The organism is Deltaproteobacteria bacterium, from assembly GCA_016874735.1.
In the GTDB taxonomy this organism is placed as follows: Bacteria; Bdellovibrionota_B; Oligoflexia; order Oligoflexales; family CAIYRB01; genus CAIYRB01.
Map to the genome: position 1 here is coordinate 35,203 of VGTI01000006.1, position 17,369 is coordinate 52,571.

The 17,369-nt window shown below is 52.7% G+C and carries 11 protein-coding genes; 9 read left to right on the forward strand and 2 right to left on the reverse strand.

Annotated elements, in window-relative coordinates:
• Positions 1-15: 15 nt before the first annotated feature.
• Positions 16-1,539, reverse strand: a complete 1,524-nt coding sequence (locus FJ146_05615; protein MBM4251427.1) for a leucyl aminopeptidase — start codon at positions 1,537-1,539, stop codon at positions 16-18.
• Between the two features lie 189 nt (positions 1,540-1,728).
• Between FJ146_05615 and FJ146_05620 the strand changes: the two genes are divergently transcribed.
• From FJ146_05620 to FJ146_05645, 6 genes are all read left to right on the forward strand, one after another.
• The gene (locus FJ146_05620) at positions 1,729-2,997 is read left to right on the forward strand and encodes a phosphopyruvate hydratase (GenBank protein MBM4251428.1); all 1,269 of its coding nucleotides are present in this window, start codon (positions 1,729-1,731) and stop codon (positions 2,995-2,997) included.
• On the forward strand, positions 2,960-4,117 hold the full coding sequence (locus FJ146_05625) for a M28 family peptidase (protein ID MBM4251429.1): 1,158 nt from the start codon (positions 2,960-2,962) through the stop codon (positions 4,115-4,117). The genes FJ146_05620 and FJ146_05625 overlap by 38 nt, the downstream gene beginning before the upstream one ends.
• A gap of 103 nt (positions 4,118-4,220) precedes the next feature.
• On the forward strand, positions 4,221-4,730 hold the full coding sequence (locus FJ146_05630; GenBank protein ID MBM4251430.1) for a hypothetical protein: 510 nt from the start codon (positions 4,221-4,223) through the stop codon (positions 4,728-4,730).
• A 44-nt stretch (positions 4,731-4,774) separates the two neighbouring features.
• Complete coding sequence (locus FJ146_05635) at positions 4,775-6,691, forward strand: chemotaxis protein CheA (GenBank protein MBM4251431.1); 1,917 nt, start codon at positions 4,775-4,777, stop codon at positions 6,689-6,691.
• Positions 6,688-7,239, forward strand: coding sequence for a purine-binding chemotaxis protein CheW (locus tag FJ146_05640; protein ID MBM4251432.1), 552 nt, complete (start codon positions 6,688-6,690; stop codon positions 7,237-7,239). Before FJ146_05635 ends, FJ146_05640 begins: the two co-directional genes overlap by 4 nt.
• Before the next feature lie 38 nt (positions 7,240-7,277).
• A complete protein-coding gene (locus tag FJ146_05645; GenBank protein ID MBM4251433.1) occupies positions 7,278-8,054 on the forward strand; it encodes a ParA family protein in 777 nt (258 codons plus the stop codon).
• 13 nt (positions 8,055-8,067) lie between these two features.
• Here FJ146_05645 and FJ146_05650 read toward each other — a convergent pair whose 3' ends face one another.
• Positions 8,068-13,935: a hypothetical protein gene (locus tag FJ146_05650; GenBank protein ID MBM4251434.1), complete on the reverse strand. Its 5,868-nt coding sequence runs from the start codon at positions 13,933-13,935 to the stop codon at positions 8,068-8,070.
• 242 nt (positions 13,936-14,177) lie between these two features.
• On the opposite strand from FJ146_05650, the gene FJ146_05655 reads away from it, so the two are divergent.
• From FJ146_05655 to FJ146_05665, 3 genes are all read left to right on the forward strand, one after another.
• The gene (locus tag FJ146_05655; GenBank protein MBM4251435.1) at positions 14,178-15,404 is read left to right on the forward strand and encodes a hypothetical protein; all 1,227 of its coding nucleotides are present in this window, start codon (positions 14,178-14,180) and stop codon (positions 15,402-15,404) included.
• On the forward strand, positions 15,337-16,911 hold the full coding sequence (locus FJ146_05660) for a DUF4301 family protein (protein ID MBM4251436.1): 1,575 nt from the start codon (positions 15,337-15,339) through the stop codon (positions 16,909-16,911). Before FJ146_05655 ends, FJ146_05660 begins: the two co-directional genes overlap by 68 nt.
• 185 nt (positions 16,912-17,096) lie before the next feature.
• Complete coding sequence (locus FJ146_05665) at positions 17,097-17,363, forward strand: hypothetical protein (protein MBM4251437.1); 267 nt, start codon at positions 17,097-17,099, stop codon at positions 17,361-17,363.
• The last annotated feature ends 6 nt before the right edge of the window (positions 17,364-17,369 follow it).

Sequence of the window (17,369 nt, forward strand, 5' to 3'; positions counted from 1 at the left end):
GCAGCTAGCGACACACTATTGGTTAAACTTCAAACAAGCGGCCACTAATGTGCGTAGACCGAACGTCGAACCGCCGCTCGCCGGATAACCTAAAGCTTGGCAGTTCCAACCTGTGCCGGCAATATCAAGGTGGACCCACTTAGAGGTACCGACGAACTCCTTCAAGAACAGGCCGCCCATGATGGTCCCGCCTTTGACACTGGGCTTGGCGATATTTTTGAGGTCGGCAACATCACCCTTGGTCTCTTTTTCCAGCTCTGGCCACAGCGGTAACTGCCACAAGGGCTCGCCCTCGGTTGCTCCTGCTTCGATAACAGTATGTGCAGCAGCTTGATCGTTGGACATGACTGCCGCACCAACGCATCCTAGCGCCATCAGCACGGCGCCCGTAAGGGTAGCAATGTCGATCGTCAGCTCGGGCTTGTATTCACTGATGGCATAGTGGAGTACATCCGCCAGAACTAGTCTACCCTCGGCATCAGTGTTGAGCACCTCGATGGTCTTACCGTTCATCGCCCGGACCACATCGCCCGGTTTAGTGGCAGTGCCGGAAGGCATATTTTCGGTGGCACCGACTAAACAAACAACGCGCACCGGTGGCTTAACTCGTCCGAAATAATAGGCAGCTCCAAGCACGGCAGCACCGCCAGACATGTCGTACTTCATCTCCTCCATGCCAGCCGATGGTTTGATACTGATACCACCAGAGTCAAAGGTAAGACCCTTGCCCACCAGTGCTACCGTGCGGCTGTTATCGTGCCCGTCAATTTCGATCACGATCGTGCGTGGCTCCGTGCTGCCTCCATCGGATACGCTCAGAAATGAGCCCATACCCAGCTTGGTCATCGCTTCTTTATCGAGAATCTTGGTCTTGAGGCCGGCCTCCTCAGCCATCTGCTTGGCAACCTCTGCTAGCTTGATGGGATTCATGTAGTTGGCCGGAGCGTCCTGCAAAAAGCGCGTAAACGCCTGTGCTTTGGCAAAAGCAAGATGCTGCGCCAGTAGCTCAGCCGAGACATCAGCACCCACCAGGCTAAGTTGCGCCGGGTAACGAGCCAGGTCCTTTTTCCGCGTTCCTTTGAAAGCGTTAGATGTGTAAAGACCACTGACGTAGCCGTCGAGAACTTCCGTGGCCGTCAGCCCATCTGCTGCCGCAAATGCGAGGTGCGCAATCTTGAGATCCTTGGTGGCTTTTGCCGCGTCGAGCCCAAGCTGCCGCGCTGTCTGCTTAGCATGCACTTTAACTGCCGACTGCGAGACCAAAGTGAAACCCGCCCCGTCGACGACCAAGTGCAGCGCACCGGCGCTCGGCTTCCAGCCCAAACCAGTCGCTGCCGCACTAATCTTGCGTACCAGCTCGCTATTGAGTTTCGGCGCGTTGATTACAAATGCATCCTTGTTGTCCTCATTGCCCTTCACGGCCACTATCGTGTGAGCGCCAGCGGCGGTTTCTGTGGCATGGAGCTGGACTTGGCCTAGCCAGTCGATGGTGTCGGGTAGAAGATTTTTCCAAGATTCCGATTGTAGAGCGTGGCGCATAGCGACCTTTCATTTAACCCGCAGGATGATTACGGACCCGAATCTACAAGATTGATCGAGGCAGAGCAAGGCGGCGACGAGGGCTTGAGACTTGGGCCGATACCGACTACAACTTAAAGCGCTTTTGGCACCGTCGGCAGGATGCCGCCGCCCAGCCCGTCAACCCTAGCAGCTGATAAGAGGACACGAATGAGCGCCATTACCCATGTTACCGCCCGTGAGATTCTCGACTCCCGGGGCAACCCGACCGTTGAGGTCGAACTCCTAACCGAAAGCGGCTACTTCGGTCGTGCTGCGGTACCCTCGGGTGCATCCACAGGCGAACTAGAGGCCTGTGAGCTACGTGACAATGACACCCGCCGCTATGGCGGCAAAGGTGTGCTCCAGGCCGTCCGCAACGTCAAGGAGCGGATTGCCCCGCGAGTGATAGGCCTCGACGTGACTGACCAAATCGCGCTGGATGAGCTGCTAATTCAGCTCGATGGCACTGACAACAAGAGCAACCTCGGTGCCAATGCTATCCTAGGAGTCTCATTGGCCGCGGCCAAGGCGGCGGCAGAACTCGCGAGTTTGCCTCTTTACCGTTACTTGGGCGGGACGTACGCGCGGCGCTTGCCGGTACCTTTGATGAACATTATCAACGGTGGCGCCCACGCTGATAACAACGTGGACTTTCAGGAGTTCATGATCGTACCGGTGGGAGCGCCGAGCTTCCGCGAGGGACTCCGTTGGGGCACCGAGGTATTTCACGCACTCAAAAAAGTACTCAAAAGCCGCAAACTCAACACAGCCGTTGGCGACGAGGGCGGGTTTGCACCTGATTTGAAATCCAACACCGAGGCGCTTGACGTGATCATGACTGCCATTCGCGAGGCCGGACTGACCCCTGGTCAAGACATCGCTCTGGCACTTGATGTGGCAGCCTCGTCATTCTGCGAAAAGGGCAAATACAACCTGAGTGGCGAGGGCAAGACCCTGGACTCCGCAGGCATGGTCAATTTCCTCGTAAACATTACTAAAAACTACCCGATCGTCTCGATCGAGGACGGCCTGGACGAGCACGATTGGGCTGGTTTTATTGAGTTAACCAAGCAGGTTGGCAATCAGGTCCAGATCGTAGGCGATGACCTTTTCGTGACAAACCCTAAAATCCTACGCGACGGTATCACCAAAAAAGCCGCTAACTCCATTCTGATCAAGCTCAATCAAATCGGCACGCTGACCGAGACCCTGGCGGCCGTCTCCATGGCCCACACACATGGATTTACGGCTATTATCTCGCATCGCTCGGGCGAAACTGAAGACACGACGATCGCCGACTTGGCAGTGGCGACCGGCTGTGGTCAAATTAAAACTGGTTCGGCATCGCGGACGGACCGCATCTGCAAGTACAACCAGCTCCTGCGCATTGAGGAAGAGCTTGGCGATACGGCTACCTATTTCTGGCGAGCAAAATAAGCTGCATAGTGGCCGCGGACGACTTTGGATCCGCGGCCGTGTCCTCATTTTAGGGCTGATCACTCTGACAGGCGCACCACCAAGTAACGGAGCGCCTGACGATGCGCACGAAGTTCAAACAGCGCTGGCGCTAGCCCAAGGTTTTAAAATTGATCCCGCGCGCATGGCTCGCGACCTGGCTGAAATGACCAAGGAGCCGCATGTCTTTGGCTCAAAGCGGCAGCGCGCGCTGGCGTTATGGTTACAAAAATCGTTGCGCAGCGATGGTCTTAAGGCGGAGCTCGAGGAGTTTAGTGCCGCGGTACCTGTTGCTGACGGCTCCTCTGCCGTTGGGGTTGCCCGCCTCACAGAGAATTATCAGGGACAGAATATACTTGCCACGTTGCAGGCACAGCGACAGCCCCCGCCATCCTGTGTGATTGCCCTGGCCTCGCACTACGATACTAAAAGAACGAGCCTGGGTAGCTACGTCGGTGCCAATGACAGCGGATCTTCAACAGTGCTGCTCTTGCAGTTGATGGCTTATGTGCAACGCCACAAGCCCAAAACCAGATCATCCTGCAGCCTAGTCGCTTGGTTTTTTGATGGCGAAGAAGCCTTGCTGCCCAATTGGACTGATGGCGAATATTTACACCCGGCTCATATTGTGGACCACACTTACGGCAGTCGGCACGCGGCCGGTCGGTTAGAGTTTTGCGGCGATAAATCTGGGAGCAAACTGTGCATGCCACGCTCTCCATTGTGGCCTCACGGTGATGGAACCAGAGCTAAGTCACCTGGTCCTCACCTGGCAGCATTGATTCTGCTCGACATGGTAGGGGCGCCGCGGTTGAAGCTGAGTCGCGACCTATCTTCAACGCCCAGTCTGCTCCAACTCGCGGTGACTGGGGGGAGTCAGCTTGGTTATCCAAACCTGTTCGATACCCTAGCAGGACAGATTGATGACGATCACACGGCCTTTTTGGCGCGGGGCGTTCCATCCCTCAACATCATCGACTTCGCCCATCTCGAGCACTGGCATAAGCCAACTGATATCACCTCTACCCTAGCACCTGCCAGCCTGGAACTAGCCGGTCAACTGGCTCTACTCACGGCCTCGCAGATTGGCGCAACCAAATGAAATCTATAAGCAAATACTAAATTGTCCTTACCCCCTCTCAAGTTCCTGCGCCGCCGGCCGAAAAGCCTGTATGGGACAAGTCCTTTAACGGGAGTCGCTTGGCATGGCTACGAACACAGTGGATTTCGGCAACCTGACGATCGAGATCCAACAATCTGCAAACGAGGTGGTGTATCGCTTTTGCGGTGAGGTCGACGAACACTTCCGCCAACGCGAAGTGCCGCGCATCGCTAAGCCCAACATAACCTTCATTCTTGAGGACGTAGCGACCTTTAATTCATGCGGTATTCGCGAGTGGATATACCTCGTTCGCGAAATCGGCGACCTAGGCTCGCTCCGGTTCACGAGGTGTTCCGTGGCGATGATCGATCAAATCAATATGGTACCTGACTCTCTCGGGAAGGGTGTGGTGGAGTCATTCTTTGCGCCCTACTACTGTGGTTGCGGAGGAGAGGTGAACCGCCTCATAAGCGTAGCCGATAGCTTGAGTCACCTGGTATCAAAACACGCACCCGAATTTAAGTGTGAAAACTGCGGCAACACCCTGGAGTTCGACGCCCTTGAGGAGAGTTACTTTCTCTTCACCGAGGCCGTTATGCCCAAAGCCTCCTAGGGATCTCCCTTTTGACCAATCGAAAAGCCTACTGAGGTTCAGCCATGAGCATGGATGCTCTCACTGCGACGGCCTTCTCAGCACTAGCCAAACGCGATCTTCCGGCTCTTCACGGCAAGCTGGTGGCTCTCGCGAAACTACCACCGCAAAAAAGAGCTAAAGATCCGGACCTGGCCTCACTAATCGATACGGCGATGGCATCGCTCCGAGCGCTGAGTGCCTGGGCTAAAGATGAACCTACGTCCGTGCCGCCACCGATCGAGATACCATCTCAGATACCCGTCGTGACCACGTCCTCCACTTCTCCCGAGCTTTCACTCGACGACGATATCAAGCGGGATTTCCTAGCTAACGCGGATGACATGATGCAGCAAATAGCCACTGGGCTGCTGGACCTCGAACGAGTTGAGCTCAACCGAGACTCCTTGGACCGTATCTTTCGCGCCGCCCATAATCTCAAAGGCGCCGCAGGTATGCTCGGACTGCAAGTTATAGGTCAACTGACACACGCCTTGGAATCCCAATTTGATCGGCTCCGCCGTGGTGAGGTACGTCCAGATAGTAAGCTCATTGATCAGTTGCTGCACGACCTCGACCAAGTTAGGTCTGAAATTCAGACCATGAAAAATCCACCCATCCACACACTGCCCTCTGGTGACAGCCGCTTACCCTCCTCTGCTACCGAGACCGAGGAAAACGGCACGATCCGTGTCGATCTCCAAAGGTTAGACAAGCTAGTCAATCTAGTTGGCGAACTGGTCATCGACCGCACTAGATTCGCCGCGATCGAGGATGATCTTCGCTCTTCGGAACTGAAATCGCGCCTCGGAAGTAAGATGAGCGAGACCCTTCAGCTCTTTGGGCGTCATATGTCTGAGATTCATGACACCGTCATGAAAATCAGAATGGTACCTATCAGCAACGCCCTCACAAACATGCCCCGAGTTGTTCGCGATCTGAGTCGACAACTTGGGAAAGGTCTGACCCTGGAACTTGCTGGTGAGCAAACCGAACTGGATAAAACCATAGTGGAGGCAATTGCTGATCCCCTACTGCACATAGTTCGGAACGCCTGTGATCATGGGATTGAATCTAAATCGGAGAGGCTTGCCCTAGGCAAAAGAGAAGTTGGTCACATAAGTATCAAGGCCAAACAAGAGGGCAACCAAATTGTAATTACCGTCCGCGATGATGGCCGAGGCCTCAATGCCGATATGATCCGACGCAAAGCGATTGAACGAGGTATGATCGCACCTGACAGCAATCTTTCGCGCAAAGATCTCTTCAATATTATTTTTGAAAGTGGCTTCTCAACAGCCTCTCAAGTTACCGAACTCTCCGGCCGGGGCGTGGGTATGGATGTCGTTCGTCGCCAAGTCGCCAGGCTTAAAGGGGTGATCGACATTGACTCCGAAGTCGGACAAGGCACCGCGATCGAAATCCGCCTACCGCTTACTTTATCGATCCTGCAAAGTTTACTTGTTGAGGCACAAGGTCAAGTTTTCGCTATACCTTTGAGCTCAGTCATCGAGTCATTGCGCATTACTCCTGATGATATTCAGGTCATTGGTGATCAAGAGGTCATTAAGTGGCACGATCGCGTTCTACCACTGCTACACCTCCATAAGGCTATGGGTCTTGAGTATCGTGATGAAATTTCTTGGTACTCTCAGGCTCCACAGATCGACGCATCAGCCAAGCTCAAGGCACTTCGCATAGCAAGGCGTAAGGATCGCCTCTACGTAGTGATCATCGGCACTGGCGAGAGAAGGATCGGTATCGTCTGCGATCAGTTACTAAATCAGCAAGAGATGGTCATAAAGTCCCTTGGGCCTATTTTACAAAACGTCGCGTGTGTCGCCGGAGGGGCGGTACTGGGGCACGGTGAAGTGGTCCTGGTGCTGGACATTCCAGAGTTAGCTTCAACATTTCGCAGCCCACTCAGGAGACTGTCGGCATGAAGGCAAGTACGTTACCAACCTCACTCGCATCAAGTGGTTTAAGTGACACCAGTATCTTCCAAATTCATGGGGACTTAGACGGTGGACAGATTGGCGACTTTGAGGCACGCGAACAGGTGATAGGCGTATGCATTGGGGATGATCATTTCTTTCTCCCCTTAAAGGCAATTCAAGAAATTACCATGGTACCTGCTATCACCTTTATTCCCAATGCAGATCCTTACATTGACGGCATCACCAATTTGCGCGGCAATTTAATTCCAGTGATCAATGTACGGAAATTGATGGGCTTCAATCGGGGGGCTCGCAGTGCGGGCGAGCGTCTTGTAGTGCTGAAAGAGTGCCACGTGACCTTTGCTTTGATAGTTGATGGTATCTCCGAGGTGATTGGCCTCAGGCCTCATGAGATTGACACCCCACCCTCCTCTCTCGGCGCATCTTTTGATTTCATGCCACGCGTTAGTAAACAGGGTGACAACATTCGTGGCATTATCGATGCCGCCAGAATCCTAAAGTATGTTGTCGGGGACGACGCGTCTGTGACATAATCACCGACAAAACAACTCTGATTTGTTGGGGAACGGCTATGAAACGTGCCATCTTTAACCAAAAAGGCGGGGTGGGAAAAACCTCAATCACCTGTAATCTAGCGGCAGCGTTCGCTAAAGCGGGCCGCAAGGTGCTGGTCGTTGATTTAGATTCCCAGTGCAATAGCACCCAATATTTGCTCGGTGATGCGGCAGCTGACGTGAGCCACACGGTTGGGGACTTCTTCGAGTCAACTCTGAGTTTCAAGTTGTTCGGTGACAGTTTAAAAAAGGCCCTCTACAAAACCGAATTCGATAATCTGTGGCTGATACCGGCCGAACGCGAGCTAGCTGAATTGCAGCCGAAACTAGAGGCCCGGTACAAGATCTTCAAATTGCGGGACGCCGTCGACGCCTTAGTGCAAGATCTCGGCTTTGATGACGTGTTCTTCGATACACCGCCAGCCCATAACTTCTACAGCATGAGCGCACTCATGGCCTCTGATCGCGTCCTGATCCCCTTTGACTGTGATAGTTTCAGCGCCCACGCGCTCATACAAGTACTTGAGTTAATTGATGAAGTCGCATCAGACCACCAACCTAATCTAGTGGCCGAGGGAATCGTCATCAATCATTTCCAGGCCCAAGCCAAACTTCCTACGGAAGCCATCGAAAATCTACGCGGTCAAGGCCTGAACGTGCTCGAGCCCTTTCTTTCGACCTCGATAGTGATGCGCGAGAGTCACGCAGCTCACGTACCATTGGTCCATTTCCGTCCCAAGCACAAGCTCGCGGAGGAGTTCAAAAATCTCGCCACAAATCTGATGCAGCGCTGAATTCTCAAGTCGCCTAAACCTTCAACTTGGTGACGAACTCTATCAATCCGCGTGCATAGGTCGAACGTTGATAGATTTCACTATGCTTATGAATGTTAGCAGTCAGGAGATCCTTATCTAGGAGGGCCTCAAAAAAGCCAACTACATCGAGGGTCTCGGCTAATTGCATGCGGTAAATATGCGTGCGCATTGATTCCCAAAGCTGGATGACCTGCTCCTCGTTGGGCATACCTGTCTTCTCGTGTAGAGACCTGATGGGACGGAGATCGACGTCGCGGAGATATTTACCGATACCCCCCGCTCCAGCTAACTGAAGCTTAAGACGCGAGAGCCCTTGTTTACTTAACAGCTCATGAATACCCGCTATGAGCGGCATAACTTCTTTACGTGGGTCTAGCGTCAATGGAATAAAGTAGTTAATTTGCACAGACCACATCAGAGTAATAATGCGATGAAATAGATGACTAGGCGGCATCTTACTATAATGCTTCATGTCAACATAAAGGGAGCGCCGCCCACCCTCAAAAAACAGCTCAGCACCAAGACCAGGCAAATCGAAAACGGTGCATTTATTTAACTTAAGACGTTCGGTATAAAGACTTAACCCAACTTCTTTAAACCGACCTTTGGCCCAATCAAGTTGTTTGCGACGCTGCTCCAGAGTCGCATCGTCTATATTTAGTTTCCGCTTCAAATAATCGATTGAAAAGCGGTCATTGTGAGCTCTGACAAAAACCACTGCTGTTGCCAATATGAGCTTATGAAGGCTCGTATTCAACCCTGGAGTGCGCAAACGACTCGGGAATCGTTCTTTACCCGATAGAGGATAACCATATTCCTCAGCCTTACGCCATACGCGCCAATGCCAGTTTGATAAGCGCTCACAGTTACCGGCCACAAGGGCTACGCACTGGATGGCTAAATGTTTTTCGAGCTCACTCGCAAAGGCTTGCTGCATGAGCCTGCTAGTTAAATCGGCGTTAAAGTCGCCTTTAATGACCGATGCGCGCCAGTCTGCCGCATCGTCTGACTGATCGATGCCCACTGTGTAACCATCCTGACCTCCAGTACGCGAAATCTCCCCAACATCGATCGCACTGGTCTCTGACACGTCACTAAACTGCGTCGAGACATCAATTCCCGTGGATTCCCCAACCTGACTAAGCGTACCAGTCAGCGACGCCGTCATGGAATCATCGTTGAGGTTGACAGCAAATGGTGGTGGTGGTGCTACCGGCTTGCTAGCCTCAGTCGTAGGTACCTTCGGTATATTTAACTGGAACACACCATCTTGGATACCGTCGGGCGCCGCAATTTCCACGATGAAATCGGAGCTCTGATCGCTTGGACTCACAGGTGGAATTTCTATTGCGCCAGCGACTGGTACAAATCCCACAGGCTCCGCAATGTCTTCGGTGCTTTCAGCCGGAGACTCCTCATCTTGGTCGAGGTCGTCGCCATTATCAAAATCGACCGATTGGATACTAAGGACGTCTGCGGCATTGTTCGACACCTCCGATTCCTCGGCGTCATCGTCAACAATAGGGCTCAGATTATTTGGTTCCAAGTCTATCTTGAAGAGCCCATCAGCCGCTTCGATAGCGTCATCAGCCTCACTGACAGAACTCGCATCGTCAACGGGCAATATTAAATCAAGATCAGGTGGAACCGGTAGATCAACGGGTCGACCACCTCGTTCTGATTGGCGGGATTCAGGCGCCATATATGGAACGGCAGGAATAAAATCACCGGCAACTGCTGCCAGCTGCTCCGGCTGAACATCCATTGCCGCTACCTCTTGACTCTGGAAGCCCAGATCCAGTACCTCCGGCGCGATTTCTAATTCGCTTACGACAGCTGCCTTTGCCACCTGAGGTTCAGGTCGATAAATTTCAGCTGGCTTATCGACGACCTTGGTGACTGGACGTATATTCCCAGCACCTGGCTGCAATACTTCTTTCTCTAAATTACGCAGCTCTAATTGGAGCGATTCAATAGTCAGTGGAAACGATTTCAGAGGCCTTTGGTCGATCTTCAACTTAGGCAGAATCTCTCGCAGATGCGACAATCGTTCCGTGGCCGTACCCATTTCGAGCAAAAGAAAGTAGAGCGGCATCCATGTTCTGTAGTCGTTTGAATCTGCAGCATAGGCTTCTGAATATATAGCCAAGGCACGCGATCTCAAGTTATCGCTGTCAAATAGCATGCCCGCGTAAACCAACATAAGTTCTTGTTTACTTGTTGGACCGATACGATCACCCACGTTGTGATCCAGAGCTGCCTTGTAACATTCGAGCAACACATGGCGCAAATCACCGCGCTCGATCATGACAGTGGTTTCAGTCAGATAGCTTTTCATTTTCGACTTATTTGCCACACATGCTAGTCCACGCCACCAGCAATCAACAACCTGTTCCTGATTTTTCTCAATGATCGACGCTTTAAGACGAACTTTGTAAAGGTCGCTAGACACAATACCAACATCGATTAGGACGCCGGCCAGAGCCGAGGCCTGATGCCACCTGCCTTTAGCAAAGGCCTTATCGACGTGTTTCTGCAGAAACTTCTGCACCGTATTGGGATCTTCGCCAATGCCGATGAGGCGCTCCGCATTTTTGGTAAGAAGCTCGATATCTACTGTAGACGCTGGGTCTGATAAATATTCTCCTAGATGCTGCTTTTCACGCTCGGCATCATTGATGTCAGCCGCGACTTTGGCCAAGATATGATGAATTTTGTGAGGTTCATCGGTAAATCTGGCCGATGCGCTGAACGCTAACCGAGCCCGAGCATGATCCTTAATCTTGTGCCAAAATACATGCCCAAGTTGGTCAAGTAACGTAAACTTGGCGCCGCGGTCGTCTTCGAATTCGGCCTGCTTTTGCAGAGCTTTCGCTAGTAGCTTCCAGTGACCGGTACGCTCTACTAACACTTTCAGTTCACTAAGCTCTTCAGCCGTCGAGGCTACCAAGGTACAAACCCGAGCGACCATTTTCTCTGTCGCCGTCTCTTGTCCTAACCTTTTACTGTAAAGTGCCGCGGCAGTGCGCGCATGACTTACGGCCACTGGCACTGTTGTCGCTTTAAATGACATGAGCTCATGATAGACAGCTAGCTCCTGGTCCATACCGCGGAGCAGCTTAATAATATCGCGTTCGGCCAATTCCGGTGTCAAACCGCGACGCAGCAGCTCTCTGACAAAAAACAGCATTTGCCGTGGCTCGGGCGACTCCTTCAGGGTCCCGATAGCCTCGCTCAAAACTAGAGTCTGATCGTCAACAAGCGGCAGCATTTGCTCATAAATTTGCGCCATGAGATTAAAGCGTCGGTCATCGCTAAGATCTAGCAGGGACTGGAGGGCCTCACGCATCCACTGCAGCCTTTGCACCGAAGTTAGTTTACGGATTTCCAGGATACTGCGTAGCAGGCGAGCAATGGCATCAACCTGATTTGCCTGCTGATAGGCCAAGAAACGTTTTTTGACAGCAGCCTCTGCATTTGAGTCGAAAGCATAGACGCGCAATGCAAGATTGTCCCTCTGCATGTCGCTTAGTTCGGCCGGGATGGCCAGCATTTCGATGATCAAACCTTGCTGCTCGACAGGTTGCAGCTGTTGCAAGCGAAGTTCATAAGCCTGCACCAAAGATCGGTAATCTCTTTGACTTGCAAAGTACTCGATCAAAAATCTGAATCCTGCAGGGTCGATCCACCCCTCTTGATTGGCAGCCCTAAGATGTCTAATAGCACCAACAGTATCACCGAGACGATCGCGATAAATTTCAGCCAGCCGACAGAGAAATTCGGCACGCCGCTTACCGGACTGCACTGCCGGCAGCTTGGTCAGTAATCGCGCGCTGAGATCAGACCAGTCGATATCAATGTCGTTCCAACTAAACAGGAGCTCTAGATCCTGCGTTGCGGTAGCGCTTGCGGCAAGTAGGCGCAGATAGATATCGAGAGCTTTTTGAGGCGAGCGTACAGGTCCACGGTAGAGAGCTACTAGGTCATCAAAAAGTGGCTTTAGGCGCTCACTGTTTGCAGCTTGTTCAAATACGGTAAACTGTGCCTCCAGGATCCGCGCTAGTGATGCATGTGCATTATTTCGCCGGTAAATCTGCTCTAACTCCGACAAGGAGTCTAGATCTGACATGTCATATTTAATAGCCATTTCATAGCGATTTGCAGCTAGGTCTGATCTATGCAGGTGGTGGTTCCATATCCTACCGATGGTAGCCTCAAGATCATGCCGCGCCGAAGGAGACAAAGTTAGGTGACGATCTTTGAGCAGACTATCCAGGGCCTGGATGGCTTCCTCAAAGCGCTCGCGCTCAACCAAAATATCGGCAGTGAGTAGCGCCGCAGGCACCAAGCTGCGATCGAGTTTCAATGCTTTCTGAGCTAGATTAATCGGCTCGTCACCACTAATTTTTTGTGCGCGACGCAACTCGGCTAGTCGTAAATTGATACGAGCGAGTTCCAGCCGCCGCCGCTCCGCTTTCGCCAGCCGATGAAGTAGACTAATCTCATTATCAATGGCACCGCTTTGGCGTGCCAGCGCTATCAACTTCTGTAGAATGCGTGGTAATTCACCACGCTTTTCGAGAATCCGATGATAGCAATCAGCGGCTTTGTCGATATTCTCGGTAGTCCAAGCGTCACCCAGCAACTCGGGCATCACGGCATCAAACACAGCCAGATGATCCGCACCGCGGACTTCCTTCATGATCTGGCCGCCAATCCGTGACAGATGTTCGAGCACTAGCGCGTGAGCACCAGTGGTGAGTGCGCGTTGTACGGCATAGGAGTGAAACAGTTTGTGATCGGGCTCTAACTCTAAGGTGCGGCTGATGGGCAAAATCTCTGTATGATCACCACAGCCGACGACCCCCAGCATGGCTAACCTTCGCCATAGATACAAGGGATCGACCTCAGTCCGGCCCTGTTCGACGGCAAGCTCAAGCGCCTGATTGAGCTTGCCTGCGATCATCAATTTATCAACCGCGCGACACTCTTCGATCCGCTCGCGCGCCTCGAGAGCCTCAATTGGCACGTAAGTCACATCGGTTTGGCCGAAAGGCGTCTCACGCTCCTCAGCAGCTAAACTCACATAGAGTCCATCATCTCCGCAGCGTACAGACGGACTATAGAGTCCTTTAGCATCTGCGCAAGCAGCCTCTAGGTGACGCAATATTGCCGGACTAGTGCCGGCCTCTGCAAGTGCCACTAACGTGGGAGCCAAAAGTGGAAATCTTAGTTCGTAGATGGTGAAAGGCACGCTGTCTTTTCGACTGATCTCACCCCAAGTCCTTAGTCCCAGAGCCTCAGCTAAAAACCGTAGAGTCACTGTCACGAATACAAAGGGTACGAAGCCGAATCCAAATACGTCTGAAACAATGACCTGCCCCTCAATGCCATCGGACAGGATGCGTACCTTGAATCCACCGACGCCGCCACCAACCAGTGAAAGTCCACCCACCGGATCCTGAGGCTGATTGGGATCGCGACGCGTCACGCGACTGAATTCAAAAAGACACCAAAAAGACCCATCTCTATTGAAGACAAAATTACCTGAGGTTCGCGCGCCAAGGTATTTTTTGGTTAGGTTTTCGAAATTTTTAATGACATTGTCTTTATCCAAAAAGAGCTGAAGTTTATGTACCGCTAAGGAGCCTTTACGCGCTGCAAGCTCACACTCCTTCGTCACCCAAGGACTTGCAACACGATGCGAATGTGCTTTGGTAACAGGCTTTTCAGCTAACTTTTGTTTGTGTTGCAAAATTTTGGGAGGCAAACGCCAAAGCGTCCACGTCTGCCGCGACTCGGACTCAAATCCAAGCTCCGTCAGTACCGCTTCGCTTCCTTTTTTGCTCTCCTTACGCACCCATTCGGCTCCCGTGGACGACAAAATTAATCAAGCATTACGTATGGTTAACGACATAAACAGAGGGGCCTGGCGCCACCCAGCTTGAAGCTGAGAGCGTCCATGTGAGGTATCGGCCATTTACATCTCAGGCTTAAACTTTAGCCGGTAACGCCCCCCCAGGCGTCAGGCTTGCTATAATCAATTCGCCCCAAGAGCAGTGAATCCGGCAATTGGTAAACTTCAAGATGAGGAATCAACTGATGTCACTAGCGCAAATGCGCCACAGATTAGCTTTTCTCAACGCACCACGCTTAGAGGCAATTACCGGCTCGGTAGCTGCGGCTATCGACCATGCACTTGCACCGATACTGGGCAATGGCCTCGTACCCAGGGGTACTCTCAATGCTGCTGCGTTCACGCTGCTTTATGCTGCCATGAGACATCGAAGCTGGCTGAGCTGTCCGCTCTTAACACCGATCTTGATCGATCACCTTGCAACTCATTTCGGATTTCCTGAGGAACTCGCAGCGGCTTGTGTACGCAGCGCCATCGGCGCGGCTAAACAGAATCTGAATCCTCCACAACGCAGTGATCGGGACTTTCTCAAATATATCTGCGTCGCCACAGCACTCTCGCAAAACGAACTGGAGCTTGAAACAGATTTAGGCATAGGGCGCAATTTATTAGGGCGCATTAAAGAGGCGCTTGGACTTATTTCAGAACAATCGGAAGTCGTCCGCTACTTGGCGGAACTCGACCACGAAATCGCTGATGCCGTAAGCTCCCTGGCTAGTGAGCTCACCACTTCACCATGGGCGCTGCAGCGCGCGCGCCTCTCTTATCTCCTTTTGGATGCCGCTGGTCCATGGGAGCAGATCATCAAAGAACACGGCAGCGATTGGATCTTCGACTTGCTCGTCAGGTTCGTCGAAAAACAGACCATGTCCCTACGGGAAATCAGCGCGGCAGTGTCCGAGCTTGTGCCCGCGGCGTGTGAGACGTCGGAGCCGATTGGGCCGGAAGCGATCTGCCAACTCTTGACGGAGCGGGGCCTGATTGCGGCCGATGGACCGAAGAAGTGGCGCAATCTGCCACTTGCCAGCCAAATCACGGCTGAGGCCGTTGCTAACGGTATGCCCTCGGCCATACTGAATCGCCAAGGACAGTTAAGTCGCTACGATAGTGACCTTCAAGTAGCACTAGTTTCCAGCGCCCATCTTAAGGCCGAAGATCTTTTAACTCTGGTACGGGAAGAGCCTGCCTTGAGCCCTGGAGCCTTGCGCGCAGCACTTCGCAGAATTAGCCGGGATATTGGCCAGGCCGAGGCCAACCAGTTGCTCCGTGTCTTGGCTGCACGGGAGCTACCGACATTTGCCCTTGCCGTCATACGCGAAATGATGCTGGACTTGCCTAGCTCTCATGGACAGGAAAGCTACACCATGGCAAACTCCGGCTATGAAAACCGAACACAACAATTGGACCACTAAGCTTCGCGCCCTCGGACTTGAGCCTCATGATATCGAGTTTCATGGCAGGCAGCTTCGGCGTGCCATAGCCGGGGACATAAAGCGCACGTTCCCCATGCTCGACACCTGTAGGCCCGGAAGCGGCAGTATGCTGCTTCTACCCGAGCTGGCCAAGACACCGGCTGGACAGGGCTATTTAGGTTTCGTTCTGGCCGCTGGCGCGGCAAGCCGTTACTCGCAACCACTGCATCTTCTCAGCGAAGCTCTCGAGGCCGCAGACCTCACTGCCGTCGAAGCAAGCTTACGCGGTATGGCTCACGAGGGGGCACTCAGTTGGCCGTTGCCCGAGACCTTAGCAAAGTTAGTGGCTCATCCAGAGATCGCAAGGTCTCTGACCACAGCAGGGTTAACCCAGCTGAAAGAAGCCATTCAGTTACCCAAAGCGCTGATGCCTTGCGTTAAGGATGGCACCACTTTCCTGACCGTGAAGCACTGGGAGCACGCCGCCCTTGGCAGCCTCAGTGGCGAGGTTTATGTGGCTCCGGCAGGACGCACGGCGGCTTTTTTGGCAGAAATTGCCTATGCCAAGGAGCAACGCTATGGCTCTCCCGACCTTAAGTCCATGGTTCTCGAGCAGGGACCGGATTTATCGACCATTCGCTTTCACCGCGATGGTACACCTGTACTCGATCACCAGGGGCAACCCAGTTTAGTGCCAGCGGGACACGGAGCAATCACCAAGCTTTTTCCGGCCGCGCGTGCACTCAACATAGTTGCCGATTCACTTTTTATTCGTAACATCGATAACATCATGGGATGCGGCCCCGAGGCGACTTCGGCCACGCTCAAGTTCCTCACGCTGCATAGGCAGCTTCTCACCGCTGTGTGCGGTATTAGGGAAACGTTAGCGTTGGGACAGCTCGATCACGCAGCTTACAACGCCAGAGATCTCATGCGGCAACTTTTGCCGGGCGATCATCGACTCCATGAGAATGCGATGACTAGCCCAATTGCCGCTCTCAAGTTGCTGCAACAGCGCCTCTTCCACAGTGTGGTCAGCGAACATCCCACAACCGCTGAACTGAAGGGCCTCTACGCACGACCAGTCAATCTGATGGGTCAGGTGCCTAACACCGGTAACGACGTAGGTGGCACTCCCTGTTTTATCGAAAAAGACCCCGGTCAGCCGCCTATCAAAGTTAGTTTGGAGTTACCGCATATTTCTCCCGCCGATCGCCAGGCATTTCTGCAAGACGCCGCCGTGGCCACGCATTTCAACCCTGGCTTTTGCGCCGTCGAAATACCAAACGATCCTGGATATTACACCGAGAGAAATCAGGATTTTTGGATTATGGCAGAAAAGACCTACCGCGGTGAGTCCGTTGTCTATTTTGAGACGGTCATCTACGAGCTCGTAGGCAATAGTAGTTTTGCCAATATGGCATTTGTCGAGGTGCCACGTTTGGTCTTCAACCCACATAAGGCGCTCACTGACGCCATGAATCAAAGCTTAGCCAACTGGCTTTGAGACCGACTTTAATGGGCGTTAACACGGCATCTTTCGCACGGCGGCAACAGCATGCGCTGCAAAGATTTCCCGTTGTTTCCGCGCATGCATTTTAGCTACAATTAGAGAGTCAGAACTCACCGCGCCAGCCCCCTCTTTTGCACCAACCCATAACAACAATCTAACCCCATAGCCTGGAGGTCTCGATGCCCACGCAGGTCAGTAAAGAAGCTTTCGCGCAAGCTTTGTACGAGCTCGGTCACAACCCTGAGCAGTACCGTGGACAGCGTCTTGCACTGGCGGGGATGTGTGAGCTTTATAGCTTAGAGATTGAATCCGTGTTGGAAGCAATCGAACACAGATTGATCGCAGCGCATTACGACTACCTTAATGACACGATCTGGGTTGATGCATTAGACGCGGCACATTTTTATTTCTGCGTCAGGCATACGCAAGAACTCTTCATGGACTGAGTTCTG

Excerpts from the sequence above, each read along its gene's own strand:
- FJ146_05655 (MBM4251435.1), top strand. The coding sequence starts at position 14,178 with ATGTCACTAGCGCAAATGCGCCACAGATTAGCTTTTCTCAACGCACCA.
- FJ146_05645 (MBM4251433.1), top strand. The coding sequence starts at position 7,278 with ATGAAACGTGCCATCTTTAACCAAAAAGGCGGGGTGGGAAAAACCTCA.
- FJ146_05660 (MBM4251436.1), top strand. The coding sequence starts at position 15,337 with ATGGACAGGAAAGCTACACCATGGCAAACTCCGGCTATGAAAACCGAA.
- FJ146_05665 (MBM4251437.1), top strand. The coding sequence starts at position 17,097 with ATGCCCACGCAGGTCAGTAAAGAAGCTTTCGCGCAAGCTTTGTACGAG.
- FJ146_05630 (MBM4251430.1), top strand. The coding sequence starts at position 4,221 with ATGGCTACGAACACAGTGGATTTCGGCAACCTGACGATCGAGATCCAA.
- FJ146_05615 (MBM4251427.1), bottom strand. The coding sequence starts at position 1,539 with ATGCGCCACGCTCTACAATCGGAATCTTGGAAAAATCTTCTACCCGAC.
- FJ146_05620 (MBM4251428.1), top strand. The coding sequence starts at position 1,729 with ATGAGCGCCATTACCCATGTTACCGCCCGTGAGATTCTCGACTCCCGG.
- FJ146_05640 (MBM4251432.1), top strand. The coding sequence starts at position 6,688 with ATGAAGGCAAGTACGTTACCAACCTCACTCGCATCAAGTGGTTTAAGT.
- FJ146_05635 (MBM4251431.1), top strand. The coding sequence starts at position 4,775 with ATGAGCATGGATGCTCTCACTGCGACGGCCTTCTCAGCACTAGCCAAA.